The 20,839-nt window shown below is 71.5% G+C and carries 19 protein-coding genes; 16 read left to right on the top strand and 3 right to left on the bottom strand.

What is annotated here, in order from left to right; translation table 11 throughout:
• The first annotated feature begins 2 nt into the window (after nucleotides 1-2).
• From ACFYZZ_RS12550 to ACFYZZ_RS12535, 4 genes are all read left to right on the top strand, one after another.
• Nucleotides 3-3,164 (top strand): S41 family peptidase, encoded by a 3,162-nt coding sequence (locus tag ACFYZZ_RS12550; RefSeq protein ID WP_389175730.1) that lies wholly within the window; start codon nucleotides 3-5, stop codon nucleotides 3,162-3,164.
• A 121-nt stretch (nucleotides 3,165-3,285) separates the two neighbouring features.
• Nucleotides 3,286-3,639: a histidine triad nucleotide-binding protein gene (locus ACFYZZ_RS12545; RefSeq protein ID WP_389174486.1), complete on the top strand. Its 354-nt coding sequence runs from the start codon at nucleotides 3,286-3,288 to the stop codon at nucleotides 3,637-3,639.
• A 6-nt stretch (nucleotides 3,640-3,645) separates the two neighbouring features.
• Nucleotides 3,646-4,551, top strand: a complete 906-nt coding sequence (locus ACFYZZ_RS12540; protein ID WP_389174483.1) for a ribonuclease Z — start codon at nucleotides 3,646-3,648, stop codon at nucleotides 4,549-4,551.
• Nucleotides 4,552-4,572: 21 nt separating this feature from the next.
• The gene (locus tag ACFYZZ_RS12535; RefSeq protein ID WP_389174480.1) at nucleotides 4,573-5,565 is read left to right on the top strand and encodes an adenosine deaminase; all 993 of its coding nucleotides are present in this window, start codon (nucleotides 4,573-4,575) and stop codon (nucleotides 5,563-5,565) included.
• Here ACFYZZ_RS12535 and ACFYZZ_RS12530 read toward each other — a convergent pair.
• Nucleotides 5,529-6,755, bottom strand: coding sequence for an MFS transporter (locus tag ACFYZZ_RS12530; RefSeq protein WP_389174478.1), 1,227 nt, complete (start codon nucleotides 6,753-6,755; stop codon nucleotides 5,529-5,531). The genes ACFYZZ_RS12535 and ACFYZZ_RS12530 overlap by 37 nt on opposite strands.
• A gap of 490 nt (nucleotides 6,756-7,245) precedes the next feature.
• Here ACFYZZ_RS12530 and ACFYZZ_RS12525 point away from each other — a divergent pair, with 490 nt between their 5' ends.
• From ACFYZZ_RS12525 to ACFYZZ_RS12475, 11 genes are all read left to right on the top strand, one after another.
• Nucleotides 7,246-8,535, top strand: a complete 1,290-nt coding sequence (locus ACFYZZ_RS12525) for a glucarate dehydratase family protein (RefSeq protein ID WP_389174476.1) — start codon at nucleotides 7,246-7,248, stop codon at nucleotides 8,533-8,535.
• A 62-nt stretch (nucleotides 8,536-8,597) separates the two neighbouring features.
• Nucleotides 8,598-9,740 (top strand): carbohydrate kinase family protein, encoded by a 1,143-nt coding sequence (locus ACFYZZ_RS12520; protein WP_389174473.1) that lies wholly within the window; start codon nucleotides 8,598-8,600, stop codon nucleotides 9,738-9,740.
• Nucleotides 9,741-9,930: 190 nt separating this feature from the next.
• Nucleotides 9,931-10,998: a PhoH family protein gene (locus tag ACFYZZ_RS12515; RefSeq protein WP_389174470.1), complete on the top strand. Its 1,068-nt coding sequence runs from the start codon at nucleotides 9,931-9,933 to the stop codon at nucleotides 10,996-10,998.
• 12 nt (nucleotides 10,999-11,010) lie between these two features.
• On the top strand, nucleotides 11,011-11,508 hold the full coding sequence (gene ybeY, locus ACFYZZ_RS12510) for an rRNA maturation RNase YbeY (protein WP_389174467.1): 498 nt from the start codon (nucleotides 11,011-11,013) through the stop codon (nucleotides 11,506-11,508).
• A 19-nt stretch (nucleotides 11,509-11,527) separates the two neighbouring features.
• Nucleotides 11,528-12,832 carry a hemolysin family protein gene (locus tag ACFYZZ_RS12505; RefSeq protein ID WP_389174464.1) on the top strand — a complete coding sequence of 435 codons (1,305 nt, stop codon included), beginning with the start codon at nucleotides 11,528-11,530 and terminating at the stop codon, nucleotides 12,830-12,832.
• Nucleotides 12,829-13,188 (top strand): MmcQ/YjbR family DNA-binding protein, encoded by a 360-nt coding sequence (locus tag ACFYZZ_RS12500; protein ID WP_389174461.1) that lies wholly within the window; start codon nucleotides 12,829-12,831, stop codon nucleotides 13,186-13,188. Before ACFYZZ_RS12505 ends, ACFYZZ_RS12500 begins: the two co-directional genes overlap by 4 nt.
• A gap of 151 nt (nucleotides 13,189-13,339) precedes the next feature.
• Nucleotides 13,340-14,278, top strand: a complete 939-nt coding sequence (locus ACFYZZ_RS12495) for a S66 peptidase family protein (protein ID WP_389175728.1) — start codon at nucleotides 13,340-13,342, stop codon at nucleotides 14,276-14,278.
• Between the two features lie 38 nt (nucleotides 14,279-14,316).
• The gene (locus ACFYZZ_RS12490) at nucleotides 14,317-14,679 is read left to right on the top strand and encodes a cytidine deaminase (RefSeq protein ID WP_389174458.1); all 363 of its coding nucleotides are present in this window, start codon (nucleotides 14,317-14,319) and stop codon (nucleotides 14,677-14,679) included.
• A gap of 185 nt (nucleotides 14,680-14,864) precedes the next feature.
• Complete coding sequence (locus tag ACFYZZ_RS12485) at nucleotides 14,865-15,341, top strand: hypothetical protein (RefSeq protein ID WP_389174455.1); 477 nt, start codon at nucleotides 14,865-14,867, stop codon at nucleotides 15,339-15,341.
• 191 nt (nucleotides 15,342-15,532) lie between these two features.
• A complete protein-coding gene (locus ACFYZZ_RS12480; RefSeq protein ID WP_389174452.1) occupies nucleotides 15,533-16,861 on the top strand; it encodes a beta-xylosidase in 1,329 nt (442 codons plus the stop codon).
• 95 nt (nucleotides 16,862-16,956) lie between these two features.
• Entirely contained in the window at nucleotides 16,957-17,976 is a 1,020-nt protein-coding gene (locus ACFYZZ_RS12475) for a WxL protein peptidoglycan domain-containing protein (protein ID WP_389174449.1), read from the top strand.
• Nucleotides 17,977-18,057: 81 nt separating this feature from the next.
• Here the strand turns inward: ACFYZZ_RS12475 and ACFYZZ_RS12470 are convergent, their stop codons facing one another.
• Together ACFYZZ_RS12470 and ACFYZZ_RS12465 are read right to left on the bottom strand one after the other, a co-directional pair.
• Complete coding sequence (locus ACFYZZ_RS12470; RefSeq protein WP_389174446.1) at nucleotides 18,058-18,396, bottom strand: P-II family nitrogen regulator; 339 nt, start codon at nucleotides 18,394-18,396, stop codon at nucleotides 18,058-18,060.
• Nucleotides 18,393-19,703 (bottom strand): ammonium transporter, encoded by a 1,311-nt coding sequence (locus ACFYZZ_RS12465; RefSeq protein WP_389174443.1) that lies wholly within the window; start codon nucleotides 19,701-19,703, stop codon nucleotides 18,393-18,395. The genes ACFYZZ_RS12470 and ACFYZZ_RS12465 overlap by 4 nt, the downstream gene beginning before the upstream one ends.
• Before the next feature lie 174 nt (nucleotides 19,704-19,877).
• On the opposite strand from ACFYZZ_RS12465, the gene era reads away from it, so the two are divergent.
• Nucleotides 19,878-20,831 (top strand): GTPase Era, encoded by a 954-nt coding sequence (gene era, locus ACFYZZ_RS12460; RefSeq protein WP_386571918.1) that lies wholly within the window; start codon nucleotides 19,878-19,880, stop codon nucleotides 20,829-20,831.
• Nucleotides 20,832-20,839 lie beyond the last annotated feature (8 nt).

Raw genomic sequence — 20,839 nt, 5'->3', positions numbered from 1 at the left:
ACTTGGTGACCTTCACCGCCGAGGACGACGTGTGGCTCGCACCCCTGGACGGCGGGCGGGCCTGGCGGGTCAGCGCCGACAACGTGCCGGTGACCCACCCTCGCATCTCGCCCGACGGTACGAGCGTCGCCTGGACCTCCACCCGCAACGGCGCCCCCGAGGTGCACGTCGCCCCGGTCGCCGGCGGCCCCGGCAAGCGGCTGACGTACTGGGGGAGTTCGAAGACCCAGGTGCGCGGCTGGACCCCGGACGGCGAGGTCCTCGCGGTCAGCACCCAGGGCCAGGCGAGCCTGCGCCGCAGCTGGGCGCGGGCGATCCCGCTGGACGGCGGCCCAGCCACCACGCTGCCGTACGGTCCGGTCGGCGACGTCGCGTACGGCCCGCACACCGTGCTGCTGTCCGCCCCGATGGGCCGCGAGGCCGCCTGGTGGAAGCGCTACCGGGGCGGCACGGCGGGAAAGTTGTGGATCGACCGTGCCGCCGAAGGCGAAGCAGGCGCCGGCGAGTTCGTGCGGCTGCACGAGGAGCTGGACGGGAACATCGAGTACCCGGTGTGGGTGGGGGACCGGATCGCGTTCCTGTCCGACCACGAGGGCACCGGAGCCCTCTACTCCTCCCTCGCCGACGGGTCCGACCTGCGGCGGCACACTCCCCTCGACGGCTTCTACGCCCGGCACGCCGCCTCGGACGGCCGCCGCGTCGTCTACTGCAGCGCGGGCGAACTCTGGCTGCTCGACGACCTCGACGGCGCGGAGCCACGCCGCCTGGACGTCCGGCTCGGCGGCGCGCGCGTCGACCTGCAGCCCCACCCGGTGAACGCCTCCCGCTGGTTCGACCACGCCACCCCCGACCACACCGCGCGCGGCAGCGCGGTCGCCGTGCGCGGCGCCGTCCACTGGGTCACCCACCGCTCCGGCCCGGCCCGCGCGCTGGCCGCACAGCCCGGCGTACGGGCCCGGCTGCCGCGCACCTTCCGCGCGGACGGCGAGGAATGGGTGGTGTGGGTGACGGACGCCGAGGGCGAGGACGCCCTGGAGTTCGCGCCCGCCACCGGCGTCGCACCCGGCGCCGTCCCGCGCCGGATCGCCGCCGGACAGCTCGGCCGCGTCCTGGAACTGGCCATGGCCCCCGACGGCAGCCGGGCCGCCGTCGCCTCGCACGACGGCCGGCTGCTGCTGGTCGAGCGCGACACCGGCGAGGTCCGCGAGGTGGACCGCAGCGAGGACGGGGACGTCAGCGGCCTCGCCTTCTCGCCCGACTCCGGCTGGCTCGCCTGGTCCCACCCCGGCCCGCATCCGCTCTGCCAGCTCCGCATCGCCAACACCACCGACCTGTCGGTCACCGAGGCGACCCCGCTGCGCTTCCAGGACTACGCGCCCGCCTTCACCCTGGACGGCAAGCACCTCGCCTTCCTCTCCAGCCGCTCCTTCGACCCGGTCTACGACGAGCACGTCTTCGACCTGGCCTTCGTCGAGGGCGTCCGCCCGCACCTGATCACCCTCGCCGCGACCACACCGTCCCCGTTCGGGCCGCAGCGGCACGGCCGGCCTTTCGGGACCCCCGACAAGGAGGAGACCCCCGACGCCGAGGGCACCCCGGCGACCCGGATCGACCTCGAAGGGCTCGCCGACCGGATAGTCCCGTTCCCGGTCGAGGCCGGCCGCTACGCCAACCTGCGGGCCGCCAAGGACGGCGTGCTCTGGCTGCGCTACCCGGTGCGCGGCGTCCTCGGCGCCTCCCGGGCCACTCCCGACGACCCGGATCCCAAGACCGAGCTGGAGCGCTACGACCTCGCCCAGCAGCGCCTGGAGCACCTCGCCGCCGACGCCGACCACTTCGAGGCCAGCGGCGACGGCAAGCGGGTGCTGCTGTGGACCGACAGCCGCCTCAAGGTCGTACCCGCCGACCGGCGCGCCTCCGACGACGAGGACAGCGACTCGAACATCACCGTCGACCTGAGCCGGATCCGGCAGACCGTCGACCCGGCCGCCGAGTGGCGGCAGATGTACGACGAGACCGGCCGCATCATGCGGGACAACTTCTGGCGGCCGGACATGAGCGGCGTCGACTGGGACGGCGTCCTCGACCGCTACCGCCCCCTCCTCGGCCGCCTCGCCACCCACGACGACCTGGTGGACCTCCTGTGGGAGGTGCAGGGCGAACTCGGCACCTCGCACGCCTACGTCACCCCGCGCGGCGGCTTCGGCAACGGCGCTCGGCAGGGACTGCTCGGCGCCGACATCTCCCGTCACGAGGACGGCAGTTGGCGCATCGACCGCATCCTGCCCGCGGAGACCTCCGACCCCCAGGCCCGCTCCCCGCTCGCCGCGCCCGGTGTCGCCGTGCGCCCCGGGGACGCGATCGTCGCGGTCGCCGGACAGCCGGTCGACCCGGTCACCGGCCCCGGCCCGCTGCTGATCGGCACGGCCGGAAAGCCGGTCGAGCTGACCATCTCGCCCGCCGGCGGGGGCGACCCCCGGCACGCGGTCGTGGTCCCCCTCGCCGACGAGGAGCCCCTGCGCTACCACGCCTGGGTCGCCGACCGCCGCGCCTACGTCCACGAGACGTCCGGCGGCCGCCTCGGCTACCTCCACGTGCCCGACATGCAGGCACCCGGCTGGGCCCAGATCCACCGCGACCTGCGCGTCGAGGTGGCCCGCGAGGGCCTGGTCGTCGACGTCCGCGAGAACCGCGGCGGCCACACCTCCCAGCTCGTCGTGGAGAAGCTGGCCCGGCGCATCGTCGGCTGGGCGCTGCCCCGCGGCATGCGGCCGTACAGCTACCCGCACGACGCGCCGCGCGGCCCCGTCGTCGCCGTCGCCAACGAGTTCTCCGGCTCCGACGGCGACATCGTCAACGCGGCGATCAAGGCCCTCGGCATCGGCCCGGTCGTCGGCACCCGCACCTGGGGCGGCGTCATCGGCATCGACAGCCGCTACCACCTGGTCGACGACACCCTGATCACCCAGCCGAAGTACGCGTTCTGGCTGGAGGGATACGAGTGGGACGTCGAAAACCACGGGGTGGACCCCGATGTGGAGGTAGTCCAGCGCCCACAGGACTACGCGGCGGGCAGGGACACCCAGCTGGACAAGGCGATCAGCCTGGCGTTGGAGGCACTGGAGGAGCAGCCGGCCAAGACTCCGCCAGGCCTGCCCACCTAAAGGGGCGCGGGGCCGTGTCGATATGCGGCTCCGCCGCGGGGCGCGCCCAGCCACATACGGCCCGCACCCAACCGACTACCATGCCCCCGTACTGATCAACCGGCGAAAGCGAGCGCAGCGCATGGCGGGAGAACCGCAGGACGACTGCCTGTTCTGCAAGATCGTCGCGGGGCACATCCCGGCGACGATCGTGCGGGAGACGGAGACGACCGTCGCCTTCCGGGACATAAACCCCCAGGCGCCCACGCACGTCCTGGTGATCCCCAGGGTGCACTACAAGAACGCGGCCGAACTCGCCGTCGCGGAACCGGCCGTCGCCGCCGACATACTGCGCGAGGCCCAGGCCGTCGCCGACGAGGACAAGTTGGAGAGCTACCGCATCGTCTTCAACACCGGCAGCGGCGCCGGACAGACCGTCTGGCACACCCACGCGCACATCCTCGGTGGCCGTGGCATGGAATGGCCCCCCGGGTAAGACGTCGTGTCCGTACGTGAATTGGTGGTCCTCGGCACCGCCAGCCAGGTCCCGACCCGGCACCGCAACCACAACGGCTACCTGCTGCGCTGGGACGGCGAGGGCATCCTGTTCGACCCCGGCGAGGGCACACAGCGGCAGATGCTGCGCGCCGGGGTCGCCGCCCACGACCTGAACCGGATCTGCGTCACGCACTTCCACGGCGACCACTCCCTCGGCCTCGCCGGGGTGATCCAGCGGATCAACCTCGACCAGGTGCCGCACGAGGTCACCGCGCACTACCCGCGTTCCGGGCAGCGCTTCTTCGACCGGCTGCGGTACGCGACCGCCTACCGGGAGACCGTCCGCCTCACCGAGGCACCGGTCGACGCCGACGGCACCCTCGCACGGACCCCGGCGTACACGCTCGAAGCCCGCAAGCTGTCGCACCCCGTCGAGTCCTACGGCTATCGGCTGGTCGAACCCGACGGCCGCCGCATGCTGCCCGACCGGCTCGCCGCGCACGGGATCAAGGGGCCGGACGTCGGCCGGATCCAGCGCGAGGGCCGGCTCGGGGACGTGACCCTGGACGAGGTCAGTGAGGTACGGCGCGGGCAGCGGTTCGCGTTCGTCATGGACACCCGGATGTGCGACGGGGTGCACGCGCTCGCCGAGGGCTGCGACCTGCTGGTCATCGAGTCCACGTTCCTCGACGAGGACCTCGAACTCGCCGGGGACCACGGCCATCTGACGGCCGGTCAGGCAGCGTCCGTGGCACGGGACGCGGGGGTAAGACACCTCGTCCTCACCCACTTCAGCCAGCGCTACTCCGACCCCGACGATTTCGAGCGGCAGGCGCGTTCCGCCGGGTTCGAGGGAGAGCTGACCGTGGCGCACGACCTTCTGCGAGTGCCGGTTCCGAAGCGCGTATAAAAACACGCTTACGATGCTTTGATGCCCCTCCCCAAAGCAGAACTGCACCTCCACATCGAAGGCACCCTGGAGCCCGAGCTGGCGTTCGAGCTGGCCGCCCGCAACGGTGTCGAGCTGCCCTACGCCGACACCGACGAGCTGCGCAAGGCGTACCAGTTCGAGGACCTCCAGTCCTTCCTGAACCTGTACTACGAGCTGATGGCAGTCCTGCGCACCGAGCAGGACTTCGCCGACCTGGCCGACGCCTACCTCGCCCGGGCCGCCGCGCAGGGCGTGCGGCACGCGGAGATCTTCTTCGACCCGCAGGCCCACATCGCGCGGGGCGTGGCCATGGGCACGGTCGTCGAGGGGCTGTGGCGGGCGCTCGGCCGCAGCGAGGAGAACCACGGCGTCTCCACGAAGCTCATCATGTGCTTCCTGCGCGACGAGTCCGCCGACTCGGCGCTCGAGACCCTGGAGGCGGCCAGGCCCTACCTGGACCGGATCACCGGTGTCGGCCTCGACTCGGCCGAGGTCGGGCACCCGCCGGTGAAGTTCCGGGAGGTGTACGAGGCCGCCGCCGCGCTCGGGCTGCGCCGGGTGGCGCACGCCGGTGAGGAGGGTCCGCCCGCGTACATCACCGAGGCCCTGGACGTCCTCGGCGTCGAGCGGATCGACCACGGCCTGCGCTGCATGGAGGACCCTGAGCTGGTCGAGCGGCTGGTCCGGGAGCGCATTCCGCTGACCCTGTGCCCGCTGTCCAACGTCCGGCTGCGGGCGGTGGACGTCCTCGCGGACCATCCCCTGCCGGCGATGCTCGACGCGGGTCTGCTGTGCACGGTCAACTCCGACGACCCGGCCTACTTCGGCGGGTACGTCGCCGACAACTACCACGCGGTGCACGACGCCCTCGGGCTGCCCAGGGAGCAGATGCGCGAGCTGGCCCGCAACTCCTTCCTCGCGTCCTTCCTGGAGGACGACGAGGAGCGGCGGGCCCGTTACATCGCCGAGGTCGAGGCGTACGAGTTCGGGTAGGCGGTGTCGTACGCGGGCTGGGCGGGCACGACCGGGGTGTCCAGCTGGATCTCCACCACGGAGACCGTCTGCCCGCCCGCCCGCAGCGCCACCACCGTCATCGGGACCGCCACCGCCAGCAGCCCGACGGCCAGCACCTCGCCCATGACCGGGAAGCCCGCCCACGCCGCCAGCATGCTCCCGGCCAGCGGGCCCGCCGCGGTGCCCAGGGACGCCGCCGAGCCGACGAACACCGCCCAGCGGCCGCGCGGGTCGAGGGAGGCGGCGAGGCCGATGACGTACGACAGCACGACCGGGTAGACCACGTTCCAGGCGATCTCGCCCCCGGCGAAGGACGCCAGGTCGGTCGCCGAGGCGCTGAGCGCGATGCAGCCCGCGATGAGCGCCGTACCCACACCGATCGGCACCGCCCGGCCCAGCCGCGGCCCGAGCGCCCCCGCGCCCACGACCCCGAGAAGGCCGGCGCCGAGCGCGACCGCGAACACCGCGCCGACGGTGACCTCGGTGAGGTGTGCCTGGTCGAGACCGATGCGGCCGCTGACGCCCCACAGGGCGTTCTGTGCCAGGGACCAGCAGGGCATGGCGGCGGCCAGCAGCAGACCGGCGCGCAGGTGGGGGAGCCGGCGGCGCTCGACGTGGGTGCGGGTCGGAGCCGCAGGGCCGGACAGGCGGCCGGTGAGCGGCCAGGCCGCGAGGGCGGTCAGCGCGATCGCGGCGAGGGGCTGCCCGTGGCCGGGGCCGAGGTGCGGGATCGTCAGGTAAAGGGCGCCCGCGAGGGCGGAGACACCGAGCAGACCGAACGTGGTGACCCGGTGCGGGTCCTGCTGTCCGGCGATGCCGCTTGCGGCGACCGCCGTGACCGTGCCGGACCCGAACCCGCCGATCAGCGCGCCGGCGACGACGGCCGGTACGACTCCGGTGAGCGCGGCGCCGCCGTAGCCGAGGAAGGCGAGGGCGAGCCCGAGCCGGGCGAGTGTACGGGCGCCGATCCGCTCGACCCGGGAGGCCAGCAGAAAGCCCGCCGCGGCCGAAGTCAGCAGCAGCGCACTGCCGATGGCACCGGCCTGGGTGACGGAGAGCGGAAGCCCGGTGTCGAGCCGGCCGACAGTGGTCGGGAGCAGATACGGGGCGAGATACCCGGCCGTGAAAAGGGCGACGAGGGGCCAGGGCAGGGAGCGGGGGGCGGACACGGGCGTTCCAGGGCAGACGAGAGCAGCGGCTCAGACAGGGGGGCGAGCAAGTTGTATCAATTACGTGGGTTCGGGAAGAAGGTCGTCAGGCGTGATCCAGGTCACTTCTGTGTTTGCGGTCAGGGAGTCGGGGTAAAAGGGTGCCCCTTGTCGGTGAGTTGGCTTGGACCCGGTCGGATGCGCTATGGTTGATCACGTCGCGGTCGCCGGAACTGCCGGTGCCGGACAGTGCGTTGGTGGTCCAAGGAAAGACGCCCCGCTTCCTGCGGGGAGATGCAGGTGCAAGGCCTGCCCGGCGCTCCAGTAGAGCCCCATCCCGCTGTGTGCGGGGTGGGGCTCTTTTTCTGCTCCCCCTGTTCCCTCATTGACTCTCGTGTGTCCGTGTATCTAGCCTCTGTTCTCATACGTAGACAACATTCATAAGGGGACATAGTCAGGTGGGCATGTTGGCCCTCCTCACCGCCGGACTCGACCTCGTAGGAGCCTCCCTGTGACCCGTGACCTGACCATCACCGAGGTACGCCTGACGCCGATCCTGGTCGCCGACGCGCCGCTGCTCAACACCCAGGGTGTGCACCAGGCGTACACCCCCCGGCTGATCGTGGAGGTGGTCACGGCCGACGGGATCACCGGGCTCGGCGAGACCTACGGCGACACCAAGTACCTGGAGCCGGCCCGCTCCCTCGCCGAGCGCCTCCCCGGACGCTCGGTCATGGATGTGAACGGACTGTTCGCACTGGACCTCGCCGTGGACGAGGACCGGATCGGGGGCGCCGTGGACGCCGGCGGCCTGCGGGGCGTGCAGAGCGCCGACAAACTGCGGCTCTCCGTGCTCTCCGCCTTCGAGGTGGCCTGCCTGGACGCCCAGGGCCGGGCGCTCGGGCTGCCCGTGCACGCACTGCTCGGCGGCAGGGTGCGGGACGCGGTCGAATACAGCGCCTACCTCTTCTACAAGTGGGCCGGCCACCCGGAGGGCGTCACGGCCGAGCCGGACGACTGGGGCGCCGCCCTGGACCCGGCCGGAGTCGTCGCCCAGGCACGGAAGTTCAAGGAGCGGTACGGGTTCACCTCCTTCAAGCTCAAGGGCGGTGTCTTTCCGCCCGAGGAGGAGATCGCGGCCGTACGCGCCCTCGCCGAGGCCTTCCCCGGGCATCCGCTGCGGCTCGACCCCAACGGCGCCTGGTCCGTCGAGACCTCGCTGAAGGTGGCCAGGGAACTCGGGAACGTCCTGGAGTACCTGGAGGACCCGACCCTGGGCACTCCCGCGATGGCCCAGGTGTCGGCCGGGACGGAGGTCCCGCTCGCCACCAACATGTGCGTGACCACGTTCGGCGAGATCAAGGAGGCGTTCACCAAGGACGCCGTCCAGGTGGTGCTCTCCGACCACCACTACTGGGGCGGACTGCGCAACACCCAGCACCTCGCCGCGATCTGCGACGTCTTCGGCGTCGGGGTGTCCATGCACTCCAACACCCACCTCGGCATCAGCCTCGCCGCCATGACCCAGGTGGCGTCCACCGTGCCCGGCCTCCACCACGCCTGCGACTCCCACTATCCCTGGCAGTCCGAGGACGTCCTCACCGAGCGGATCGCGTTCACCGACGGCAGGGTCGCGGTGTCCGACGCACCCGGCCTCGGCGTCGAACTGGACCGGGACGAGCTGGCCCGGCTGCACCGGCGGTGGGCCGAGGACGACGGCACGATGCGCGAGCGGGACGACGCGGCGGCGATGCGGGTGGCCGAGCCGCACTGGCGGACGCCGGTGATGCCCCGCTGGTAGCCGCGCCCCGGGTGGGATCTGGTGCACACTGGCCAGATCCGCATCACCTCAGGGAGCGCACCGTGACCCCGTCCCACGCGATCGCCGGAGAGGAACCGGAGCACCTCACCCGTGCAGCGCCCTGCCGGGCCCAGGTCGACCCGCTGGTCGCCCTGCGCGCACCGGACGATCCGCCCTGGGACGTCTACCTCACGGGCACCGTCTTCCTCGACATCATCTTCACCGGCCTGGACTCGGCGCCCGTGCGCGGCACCGAGTCCTGGGCCCGGGGGATGGGCTCCAGCCCGGGCGGGGTCGCCAACATGGCCGCCGCGCTCGCCCGCCTCGGTCTGCGGACGTCCCTCGCGGCGGCCTTCGGCGACGACCACTACGGCGACTACTGCTGGGACGCGCTGGAACAGGGCGAGGGCATCGACCTCACCCTCTCGCGGACCGTGCCCGGCTGGCACTCGCCGGTGACCGTCTCCATGGCCTACGAGGGCGAGCGGACCATGGTGTCCCACGGCCACGAGCCGCCGCCGGAGGAGCCGGCGCCGGACTTCCCGCCCCGCGCGCGTGCGGCCGTCGCCTCCCTCGTTCCCGGCAAACGCGCCCCCTGGATCGCCCAGGCCGCCCGCGCGGGCACCCGGGTCTTCGCGGACGTCGGCTGGGACGACACCGGGGCCTGGGACCTGGCGGGCCTCCCCGACCTCGAACACTGCGAGGCGTTCCTGCCCAACGCGCAGGAGGCGATGCGGTACACCGGCGTGGACTGCCCGCGGGCGGCGGCGCGGGCGCTGACCGAGTACGTGCCGCTGGCGGTGGTGACGCTCGGGGCGGAGGGGGCGTACGCGGTGGACCGGCGTACGGGGGAGACGGCCGAGGTGCCCGCGATCGCGGTGGAGGCGCTGGATCCGACCGGGGCGGGGGATGTGTTCGTGGCCGGGTTCGTGACCGGAACGCTGGCGGGGTGGCCGCTCGCCGATCGTCTTGCCTTCGCCGGGCTCACGGCGGCTCTGTCGGTGCAGGAGTTCGGGGGCTCGCTGTCGGCGCCGGGGTGGTCGGAGGTCGGGGCGTGGTGGCGGAAGGTGCAGTCCCTTCCGGGGCAGGACCGGGTGGCGTTGCAGAGGTTTGGGTTCCTTGACGGGCTGGTGCCTCAGGAGCTGGACCGGGTGTGGCCGTTGCGGCGGGCCGTGCCGACGATCGGGTTCGGTCGGTCCAGCTGACGTACCAGGGGGCTCCCGCCCCCTGGACCCCCGGCCTATGCCCACCCACCACCCGACTCGGTCGGCTGCGAAGTGGCCCTCTGAAAAGCCCTACGGTCTTGTCAGTCCACCGTCGTACCCTGGAATCGCGAGGCCGCCCTCAGCTATGCGGCCGTGACGAGGAGGAACCGCAGGCCTACAGCGCCGGCCCATGACTCAGACACCCACAGCTCACACCCCCGCGCAGGAGCAGGCACGAGCGCAGCTCACCGTCCCCGCCCAGCACCCCATGGTGACCGTGCTGGGTTCCGGTGACTCCCTTCTGCGCGTGATCGAGAAGGCCTTCCCGGCAGCCGACATCCATGTCCGGGGCAATGAGATCAGCGCGGTCGGCGACCCTGCGGACGTCGCCCTCATTTCGCGCGTGTTCGACGAGATGATGCTGGTGCTCCGCACCGGGCAGCCGATGACGGAGGACGCAGTGGAACGCTCGATCGCGATGCTCAAGGCGAGCGAGGCAGGGACGAGCGACGGACCGGAGACCCCGGCCCAGGTACTGACGCAGAACATCCTGTCCTCCCGCGGCCGCACGATCCGCCCCAAGACGCTCAACCAGAAGCGGTACGTCGACGCGATCGACAAGCACACGATCGTCTTCGGCATCGGCCCCGCCGGTACCGGCAAGACCTACCTGGCCATGGCCAAGGCCGTGCAGGCCCTGCAGTCCAAGCAGGTCAACCGGATCATCCTGACCCGTCCCGCGGTCGAGGCCGGCGAGCGCCTCGGCTTCCTGCCGGGCACGCTCTACGAGAAGATCGACCCCTACCTGCGCCCGCTGTACGACGCGCTGCACGACATGCTCGACCCGGACTCGATCCCGCGCCTGATGGCCGCGGGCACGATCGAGGTCGCGCCGCTCGCGTACATGCGCGGTCGTACGCTCAACGACGCCTTCATCATTCTCGACGAGGCACAGAACACGAGCCCCGAACAGATGAAGATGTTCCTCACCCGCCTCGGCTTCGACTCGCGGATCGTGATCACCGGTGACGTGACACAGGTCGACCTCCCCGACGGGACCAAGAGCGGCCTGCGGCAGGTCCAGGAGATCCTGGAAGGCGTCGAGGACGTCCACTTCTCCTGGCTGTCGTCGCACGATGTCGTACGGCACAAGCTCGTCGGCCGTATCGTCGACGCGTACGAGAAGTACGACAGCAGGCACGGCACCCAGAACGGCATGCAGAAGAGCCGGGGCAAGTCCGGGCACAAAGGGAAGTAGACCAGCACGACCATGTCGATCGACGTCAACAACGAGTCCGGCACCGAGGTAGACGAGCAGGCGATCCTCGACATCGCCCGCTACGCGCTCGCGCGGATGCGCATCCACCCGCTCTCCGAGCTCTCGGTGATCGTCGTGGACACCGACGCCATGGAGCAGTTGCACATCCAGTGGATGGATCTGCCGGGTCCCACCGATGTCATGTCGTTCCCGATGGACGAGCTGCGGCCGCCCACGAAGGACGACGACGAGCCGCCGCAGGGGCTGCTCGGCGACATCGTGCTGTGCCCGGAGGTCGCCACCAAGCAGGGCGCGGAAGCGCCGACGCAGCACTCCATGGACGAGGAGCTCCAGTTGCTCACCGTCCACGGAGTGCTGCACCTGCTCGGGTACGACCACGAGGAGCCCGACGAGAAGGCCGAGATGTTCGGGCTCCAGGCCGCCATCGTGGACGGGTGGCGGGCCGAGCGCGGGCTGACCGGCCCGTCGCCGGCGCCGACCGTCTCGTAGTCCGAGGGCCGGTCTTCGCATGAGTCCGCAGATCGTGATCGGCGCGATCGCCCTGGTCGTCGTCGCCTGGCTGGCCGCGTGTGCGGAGGCGGGCATCGCGCGCGTCTCCAGCTTCCGCGCCGAGGAGGCCGTGCGCAACGGCCGGCGCGGCAGCGCCAAGCTGGCCCAGGTAGCCGCCGACCCCACCCGCTATCTGAACGTGGCCCTGCTGGTCCGCGTCGCCTGCGAGATGGCGGCCGCGGCCCTGGTGACGTACGCCTGCCTGCAGGAGTTCGCGGCCACCTGGCAGGCCCTGCTGGTCGCCATCGGCGTGATGGTCCTGGTGTCGTACGTCGCGGTCGGCGTCTCCCCGCGCACCATCGGCCGCCAGCACCCGCTGAACACGGCGACGGCGGCGGCGTACGTGCTGCTGCCCCTCGCCCGGATCATGGGCCCGATCCCGTCGCTCCTCATCCTCATCGGCAACGCGCTCACCCCCGGCAAGGGCTTCCGGCGCGGTCCGTTCGCCTCCGAGGCGGAGCTGCGCGCGCTGGTCGACCTCGCCGAGAAGGAGTCGCTGATCGAGGACGAGGAGCGCCGCATGGTGCACTCGGTCTTCGAGCTGGGCGACACCCTCGTACGGGAGGTCATGGTCCCGCGCACCGACCTGGTGGTGATCGAGCGCTACAAGACCATCCGGCAGGCCCTCACCCTCGCCCTGCGCTCCGGCTTCTCGCGGATCCCGGTCACCGGTGAGAGCGAGGACGACGTCGTCGGGATCGTGTATCTGAAGGACCTGGTCCGCAAGACGCACATCAGCCGCGACGCCGAGAACGACCTGGTGTCCACGGCCATGCGCCCGGCGGTCTTCGTCCCCGACACCAAGAACGCCGGCGACCTGCTGCGCGAGATGCAGAAGGACCGCAACCACGTCGCCGTCGTCATCGACGAGTACGGCGGCACCGCCGGCATCGTCACCATCGAGGACATCCTCGAGGAGATCGTCGGCGAGATCACCGACGAGTACGACCGTGAACTCCCGCCCGTGGAGGACCTCGGCGACGACCGCTACCGGGTCACCGCGCGCCTCGACATCACCGACCTCGGCGAGTTGTACGGCCTGGAGGAGTACGACGACGAGGACGTGGAGACCGTCGGCGGCCTGCTCGCCAAGGCGCTCGGCCGCGTGCCCATCGCCGGTGCGTCCTCGGTCGTGGAACTGCCCGACGGCCGCGAGCTGCGCCTGACCGCGGAGGCCGCGGCCGGCCGCCGGAACAAGATCGTGACCGTCCTGGTGGAGCCGGTGGGCCCGGCGGACCCGCCCGAGGAGGAGAGGCCCGAGTGACCCCCAAGGAGCTGCGCGCCTTCTGCCTGTCCTTCAACGCGGCGGTGGAGGACTTCCCGTTCAGCCCGGACGTCTCGGTCTTCAAGGTCCTGGGCAAGATGTTCGCGCTGAGCTGGCTGGACGCGCGGCCCCTGACGGTCAACCTCAAGTGCGACCCGGAGGACGCGGTCCGGCTGCGCGGTGAGCACGAGGGACTGATCATCCCCGGCTACCACATGAACAAGCGGCACTGGAACACCGTCACCGTGGACGGCGAACTCCCGGACCGCCTGGTCCGCGAGCTGATCGAGGACTCGTACGACCTCGTCGTCGCGGGCCTGCCGAGGGCGCAGCGGCTGCGGCTTGACCGGCCGTAAAGCTGCGGCTCGACCGGCCGTAAATCCGTTTGCCGGGACCCTCTGACCGCGTGTCAGAATCCGGCGCATGTCTTCTGTGCGATACCCGCGCCCGCTGCGCCCCGGTGACCGTGTCGGTGTGACCTCCCCCTCCAGCGGGGTGCCCGAGACGATGCGCGGGCGCCTCGACGTGGCGATACGCGACCTGGAGGCGCGGGGGTACGAGGTGGTCGTCGGCCGGTGCATGGACGGCTCGACGCACATCAGCGCCCCCGCCGCCGAGCGCGCCGCCGAACTGACCGAGATGCTGACCGACCCGACGATCCGGGCGGTCGTACCGCCGTGGGGCGGGGAGACCGCGATCGACCTGCTGCCGCTGCTCGACTTCGACAAGATCGGGCGGGCCGAGCCGACGTGGGTGGTCGGCTGGTCCGACATGTCGACCCTGATCACGCCCCTGACCCTGCTCACCGGGGTCGCGACCGTGCACGGCAACAACCTCATGGACACGCCGTACCGGACGCCCGAGGGCCTGCTGTCCTGGCTCGACATCGTGACGGCGCCGCAGGGTGGGCCGCTCTCCCAGACCCCGCCGGGCCGTCACCGCTCGGGCGGTTTCGACGACTACCGGTTCCACGCGGACGTACGCGACTTCACCCTGGACGCCGAGGGCACCTGGACCCGGCTCGACGGCACCGGTGACGTGGACGTCGAGGGCCGGCTGATCGGCGGCTGCATCGAGACCCTCACCAACCTCGCCGGGACGCCGTACCTGAACACCTCCTCCTTCGCCGGCGACGAGGGGCTGCTCGTCTACGTCGAGGCCTGCGAGGACAACGCGTTCACCATCTGCCGCAATCTGCACGGCATGCGCCTGGCCGGCTTCTTCGACCGCGCGGCCGCCGTCCTCGTGGGCCGCACCCACGCCCCCGACGGCGGCACCCTCACCCAGCACGAGGCCGTCCTCGACGCCCTCGGCTCCCTGGGCGTACCGATCGTCTCGGACGTCGAGTGCGGCCACGTGGCGCCCTACCTCCCGCTGGTGAACGGCGCCCGTGCCCGCGTGCTGCACACGGCCGCCCGCAGCGAGATCGTTCAGACCCTGGACTGACCTCGGCGCAGGTCGGGGCCGGTCCGTATGCTCGGGGCATGACCGACAGCAACGCGCTCGACCCCGAGGACCGCAAGATCGTCACCCTGGCCCGTTCCGCCCGGGCCCGCAACGGTGTGCCCGAGGGGGCGGCCGTACGGGACGAGACCGGGCGCACGTACGTCGCCGGGTCGGTGCAGCTCGCCTCGCTGGAGCTGAGCGCCCTGCAGACCGCCGTCGCCATGGCCGTGGCCTCCGGTGCCAAGTCGCTGGAGGCGGCGGCCGTGGTGAGCGAGGCGGAGTCCGTCCCGGAGCAGGACCGGGCCGCTGTGGCCGACCTTGGGGGGCCTGAGACGCCGGTGCTGCTCGCCGGGCCCGACGGGGCCGTGAAGCTGACGGTCCAGGCGGGCGCCACGGAGTAGTCCGGAATTCATCCTTGCCGTCGCCTGCCTCTCGCGCATCAATGGAGCCGTAAGTTCCGACGATCCGTCAGATCCGCACCGCCGCCGCAGCGTGCCCGCACCCACCTGCTCAGGCCTGCTCGTTCGTCGGCGCACCTTCCGACCATCCCCACATGGCATCCCCACAGGGAAGGAAGCGGATCCCCATGAGAGGCAAGCGCACGGCAACAGGTGCGGCGCTGGTCGCCGGGGCCCTCGCGGTCACCGGACTGGCCTTCGCGCCCACCGCGGCCGCCGTCACCCCCCAGACGGCGACCATCAACGCGAGCTGCGGCATCTTCGGCGGTGGCGCGGCCACGCTCACCGCCACCCAGAGCGGCACCTCGGCCACCATCACCCTCACCTCCAGCGCGGTCAAGGCGCCGGTCGCGGTGGCGAAGGACTCCATCACCTCCAAGCTCACCCTGGTCAAGGCGGGCGGCGGCACCACCGTCTTCACCGGGACGAAGAACCCGGCCATGGCCGCCGGCGACCCGGTCACCGCCGGCCCGCTCACCGGCACCGTGGCCTCCGGTGACAGCCTGGAGGCGTACGGCGGTTCGCTGCAGATGACGATCTTCGGGGTCAACGTCACCTGCACGGCCACCGGCAAGCAGTCGCCCGGCCCGTTCGTCTTCGACTGAGCGACCCGAGGGGCCCGAGTGGCCTGAGTGATCTGTTCCGGATAGTTCCGGATCTCCCGGGGATGCCGCAGAAACTGATGATCCGTCAGATTTCTGCGGCGTCTCCATTGACTTCTCACGCGGGCTCCACATCAATGCCCCCTGTCGGCGCAGATGAGCCGCTGCGCCCGCAACCCTCAGGAGGGGCCCCCATGGGTTCGACACCCCGAAGATCCCGACGGTGGCGCTGGGCGTCACTGTTCGGGGCGACCGCCCTCGCGGTCACCGCGGGCGGCGCGCTGGCCGGTCCGGCCGGTGCCGCCGGCACGAACGTGGACTTCGCCACGCACTGCATCCCGCCCGCCGTCTCAGGTCTGCCGCCGATCGACGGCACCACCACCGCGAGCGTCTCGGTGGACAACACCAGCCCGAAGGTCGGCGACACGGTCACCGTGACCTACACCGTGGTCACGGCCGCCGCCAGCAACCCCACGGACCTGGCCCTGCCGGCCGACATCATGACCCCGACCGGCAAGGTCACCGTCGGCGGCGCCCAGAGCGGTGCCGTCACCGTCGCCGGACCGAAGAAGAACCCCCCGGTGCCGGGGAAGGCCGCGTTCCCGTCCTTCTCCATGACCGGGACGTTCACCGTCACCAAGGCCGGCCAGATCACCCTCTCGCCGGGCGACTACAACATCCACACCAGCTACATCCTCGAACTGGACACCCCCTGCACGGTCACCAACCCGCCCGCCCCGGTGTCGCAGACCGTCACGGCGACCGACGGGACGCCGGCCAACACCCGTGCCATCTCGCTGGGTTCGGCCTCGGGTGACCCGGGTGCCAGTGTCACGGTCAACGGCAGCAACTTCACGCCGGGCGCCACCGTCACCCTGGCCGGGCGGGCCGGGGGCACCCAGACCGCGGACACCGCCACGGTGACCGCGGGCGCCTCGGGCTCCTTCAGCGGTTCACTGGTCGTCAACGACAAGACGACGACCGGGATCGTGGCCTACGAGGGCGGCTCCTGGAGCGCGGACAAGGGCGCGGGCCCCGCGGCCTACGTCGTCAACGACAACACGCCCGTCCCGGCCGGCAGCCAGAAGCTGACCACCAGCGTCAAGGCGGGCACCCTGTCCATGTCCCAGGCCGGGGACGCCGTCGCGCTGTCGTCGGTCGACTTCGGCAAGGGCGGGGCCTCCAGCGGAGCCCTGCAGACGGTGACGGTCAAGGACTTCCGCGGCGGGCCCGCGGGCTGGTCCCTGACCGGCAAGGTCACCGACTTCACCGGCCCCGGCGCCAAGATCGACGCGAGCAGACTGAGCTGGACCCCCGCCTGCGTCACCAAGGCGGGCAGCCCCAGCACCTGCAAGGCCGGTTCGACGGGCGCGGTGGGCACCTCGGGAGCGACCCTCGCATCGACCCCCGACGCCACGCTCACCGGCGGCGAGTTCACCGTCGACGCCGGACTCTCCCTGGACGTACCGGCCTTCACGCCTCCGGGCGCGTACTCCGGCGTCCTCACCCTCACCCTCACCTGACCCGAAACACCCACCACGGTGGCCGGGCGCCCGCCGCACCACGGGGCCGCACCCGCCCGACCGCCACGACCCGAGCCCATGGGGGGTCCGCGCCCATGCGCAAGCCGTACGTCCTCCTCCTGAGCCTCATCGGCCTGTTCCTCGGCGTGACGACCGTCCCCGCGCGGGCTGCCGACAACGGCAGTTGGTCCGTCTACCCGGTCGCCTCCAAGGTCGCCGCGCGCCCCTACTTCTACCTCTCGGCCGACCCCGGGCAGACCCTCGCCGACAAGGTCGCCGTCGCCAACAAGACCGGCAGGCCGCTCACGTTCCGGCTCTACGCCGCCGACGCCTACAACACCGCCCGCGACGGCGGGTTCGCCGTACGGACCCTGAAGGAGCGGATGCGCGGGGTGGGCGCCTGGGCGCGGCCCGCGAGGTCACGCGTCACCGTTCCCGGCCACAGGACCGTCACCGTGCCCTTCACCCTGCGCGTGCCCCGGGGCGCCGAACCGGGCGACCACCCGGGCGCGATCGTCGCGCTCGACGAGCGGGTCGACCCCGGCAGCGGCAGGCTGGCGCTCGGCGTGCAGCGGGCCGTCGGCGCCCGGGTCTACCTCCGGGTCGGCGGGCCCACGCTGTCCGCGATCTCCGTCGAGCAGGTGCACATCAGCCATCACCAGCCGCTCGTCCCCGGCCTCGGCGACAGCACGGCCACCATCGGCTACACCCTGCGCAACACCGGGAACGTCACCCTCGACCCCAAGGTGGAGCTGAAGGCGCGCGGCCTGTTCGGCCGTACGCTGCTCGACCGCGACCTGACCGGGGTGCCGTCCGAGCTTCTGCCGGGGCAGCGGGTACGGCTCACCGAGACCTGGTACGGGGCACCCCAGCTCGACTGGGGCGACATCACCCTGACCGCGAGCGCGCCGGACACCCGTCAGTCGGCGAGCGCCTCCTTCTTCGCGCTGCCGTGGCTGCTCGCCGGGCTCGTGTTCGTGGCCGGAGTGGTCACCGGAGTGCTGCTGGTCAGAGCACGTCGGGCACGGGCCGTCAGGCACGGCCGAGGGCGCGGCGCAGCCTTCCCTCCTTCGGCGCGGGGCGCTCGACGGGAGGAGGCTCCGTCGAGGAGATGAGCTGCGCGACGGACAGCCGGGCGTACTGCTTGTACGTGACGGCCTTCTCGTCGATGGTCGACCACCGCGACCGCCCCCGGCTCAGAGGGCGTCCGGGCCGCGCTCGCCGGTCCGCACCCGTACGACGGTCTCCACGGGCAGTGCCCACACCTTCCCGTCCCCGATCTTCCCCGTCTGCGCGGCGCTGACGATCGCGTCGATCACGTCCTCGGCGACCGCGTCCTCGACCACGACCTCGATCCGGGCCTTCGGCACCAGGTCGACGCGGTACTCGGCCCCCCGGTACACCTCGGTGTGGCCGCGCTGACGGCCGTAGCCGCTCGCCTCGGTCACGGTCAGACCGTGCACACCCAGCTCCTGCAGGGCGGTCTTGACCGCGTCCAGGCGGTACGGCTTGACGATCGCGGTGATGAGCTTCATGCCTGGCTCTTGACCTTCTGGGCGGTGGGGACGACGGAGGAGGAGACCGGGGCGCCATGCCCTAGGACCCCGTGATCGTAAGCCGTCTCGGCGTGCACCGTAAGGTCCAGGCCGGTGTGCTCCTGCTCCTCGCTCGCCCGGAAGCCCAGCGCCCGGTCGATCAGCTTGGCGAGGCCGTACGACACCGCGAAGGCGTACGCCGCGACGACCACGACGGCCAGCAGCTGCTTGCCGAGCGGGGCGAGTCCGCCGCCGTGGAACAGGCCCTCGACGCCGCCGGTCATCGCCTTCTCGGCGAACAGGCCGATGAGGAGGGTGCCGATGACGCCGCCGACCAGGTGGACGCCGACGACGTCCAACGAGTCGTCGTAGTTCAGCCTGAACTTCCAGCTCACCGCGTAGGAGCAGACGACACCGGCGGCCAGGCCCACGACCAGCGCGCCGAGCAGGGAGACCGTGCCGCAGGAGGGCGTGATCGCGACCAGGCCGGCCACCGCGCCGGAGGCGGCGCCCAGGGTGGTCGGGTGGCCGTCGCGCCGCTGCTCGACGAAGAGCCAGCCGAGCAGGCCGGTGCAGCCGGCGGCCAGGGTGTTGAGGAAGGCGGCCGCGGCCAGGCCGTTCGCGCCGAGCGCGGAGCCCGCGTTGAAGCCGAACCAGCCGAACCAGAGCAGACCGGCGCCGAGGATCACCATGGGCAGGTTGTGCGGACGCATCGCGTCCTTCTTGAAGCCCAGGCGGGGGCCGAGGACCAGGCACAGGGCGAGGCCGGAGGCGCCGGAGGTGATCTCGACGGGCAGACCGCCCGCGAAGTCGAGCGCGCCGAGCTTGTCGAGGATCCAGCCGCCCGGGCCCCACACCCAGTGGGTGACCGGAACGTATACGAGCAGCGTCCACACCGGCACGAAGACCAGCCAGGCCGAGAACTTCGTACGGTCCGCGACCGCGCCGCTGATCAGCGCCGCCGTGATGATCGCGAACGTGAGCTGGAAGGTCGCGAACAGGAGGGTGGGCACGGAGCCGTGCACGCTGTCCGGGCCGAGGCCGCTCATGCCGGCGTGGTCCAGCCCGCCGATCAGGCCGCCGCCGATGTCGTCGCCGAAGGCCAGCGAGTAGCCGGCCGCCAGCCACACCACCGTCACCAGGGCGATCGACACGAAGCTCATCATCAGCATGTTGAGGACGCTCTTCGTGCGGACCATGCCGCCGTAGAACAGGGCCAGTCCCGGAGTCATCAGCAGGACGAGGGCGGTGGCTGCGAGCAGCCAAGCGGTGTCGCCGGTGTTCACGTGCGCGGCGGCGAGGGTCACGAGCGTCTCCAACGGTGTGCGGGCTCGTCAGAGGGTCACCGGTGATCGTTTCCGGTTGCGCACAGGTGTGTTTCCGTGACGTTTCGTTGCGTGGGGGTTTCCGGAACCTCACGTGCGGGCGTGGTGCGCCCCACTGGTACCGCGAGGCTTCGTGGATCAGGGAGAATGGTCGCCATGAGCGTTCGTACCCAGTCATCCGAGCAGCCGGCCGAGACCGCCCACCGCGCCGGCTTCGCCTGCTTCGTGGGCCGTCCCAACGCGGGCAAGTCCACCCTCACGAACGCTCTGGTCGGGCAGAAGGTGGCGATCACCGCGAACCAGCCGCAGACCACGCGGCACACGGTGCGCGGGATCGTGCACCGGCCCGACGCCCAGCTCATCCTGGTGGACACCCCCGGCCTGCACAAGCCGCGCACCCTGCTCGGCGAGCGCCTCAACGACGTGGTCCGCACCACGTGGGCCGAGGTCGACGTGATCGGCTTCTGCCTTCCCGCGAACGAGAAGATCGGTCCCGGCGACCGCTTCATCGCGAAGGAACTCGCCGGCATCAAGAAGACCCCGAAGGTCGCGATCGTCACCAAGACCGATCTGGTCGACTCCAAGACCCTCGCCGAGCAGCTGATCGCCATCGACCAGCTGGGCAAGGAGCTGGGCTTCGAGTGGGCGGAGATCGTGCCGGTGTCGGCGGTCGGCGACAAGCAGGTGGGCCTGCTGGCCGACCTGATCGTCCCGCTGCTGCCGGAGGGCCCGGCGCTCTACCCGGAGGGTGACCTCACGGACGAGCCCGAGCAGATCATGATCGCGGAACTGATCCGCGAGGCGGCCCTGGAGGGCGTCCGCGACGAACTGCCGCACTCCATCGCCGTCGTCGTCGAGGAGATGCTCCCGCGCGAGGACCGCCCGGCCGACCGTCCCCTCCTGGACATCCACGCCAACGTCTACATCGAGCGCCCCAGCCAGAAGGGCATCATCATCGGCCCCAAGGGCAAGCGCCTGAAGGAGGTCGGCATCAAGTCCCGCAAGCACATCGAGGCCCTGCTGGGCACACCGGTCTTCCTGGACCTGCACGTGAAGGTCGCCAAGGACTGGCAGCGGGACCCGAAGCAGTTGCGGCGGCTGGGGTTCTGAGGCCTCCT

It is taken from the genome of Streptomyces sp. NPDC001816 (genome assembly GCF_042892235.1).
GTDB lineage: Bacteria > Actinomycetota > Actinomycetes > Streptomycetales > Streptomycetaceae > Streptomyces.
This window is presented reverse-complemented; position numbering and strand designations above follow the sequence as displayed.

What these genes read in the sequence shown, in the direction of transcription:
- era (WP_386571918.1), top strand. Translation starts at nt 19,878, where the DNA reads ATGAGCGTTCGTACCCAGTCATCCGAGCAGCCGGCCGAGACCGCCCAC.
- ACFYZZ_RS12485 (WP_389174455.1), top strand. Translation starts at nt 14,865, where the DNA reads ATGAGAGGCAAGCGCACGGCAACAGGTGCGGCGCTGGTCGCCGGGGCC.
- ACFYZZ_RS12480 (WP_389174452.1), top strand. Translation starts at nt 15,533, where the DNA reads ATGGGTTCGACACCCCGAAGATCCCGACGGTGGCGCTGGGCGTCACTG.
- ACFYZZ_RS12495 (WP_389175728.1), top strand. Translation starts at nt 13,340, where the DNA reads ATGCGCGGGCGCCTCGACGTGGCGATACGCGACCTGGAGGCGCGGGGG.
- ACFYZZ_RS12475 (WP_389174449.1), top strand. Translation starts at nt 16,957, where the DNA reads ATGCGCAAGCCGTACGTCCTCCTCCTGAGCCTCATCGGCCTGTTCCTC.
- ACFYZZ_RS12535 (WP_389174480.1), top strand. Translation starts at nt 4,573, where the DNA reads ATGCCCCTCCCCAAAGCAGAACTGCACCTCCACATCGAAGGCACCCTG.
- ACFYZZ_RS12515 (WP_389174470.1), top strand. Translation starts at nt 9,931, where the DNA reads ATGACTCAGACACCCACAGCTCACACCCCCGCGCAGGAGCAGGCACGA.
- ACFYZZ_RS12545 (WP_389174486.1), top strand. Translation starts at nt 3,286, where the DNA reads ATGGCGGGAGAACCGCAGGACGACTGCCTGTTCTGCAAGATCGTCGCG.
- ybeY (WP_389174467.1), top strand. Translation starts at nt 11,011, where the DNA reads ATGTCGATCGACGTCAACAACGAGTCCGGCACCGAGGTAGACGAGCAG.
- ACFYZZ_RS12490 (WP_389174458.1), top strand. Translation starts at nt 14,317, where the DNA reads ATGACCGACAGCAACGCGCTCGACCCCGAGGACCGCAAGATCGTCACC.
- ACFYZZ_RS12505 (WP_389174464.1), top strand. Translation starts at nt 11,528, where the DNA reads ATGAGTCCGCAGATCGTGATCGGCGCGATCGCCCTGGTCGTCGTCGCC.
- ACFYZZ_RS12470 (WP_389174446.1), bottom strand. Translation starts at nt 18,396, where the DNA reads ATGAAGCTCATCACCGCGATCGTCAAGCCGTACCGCCTGGACGCGGTC.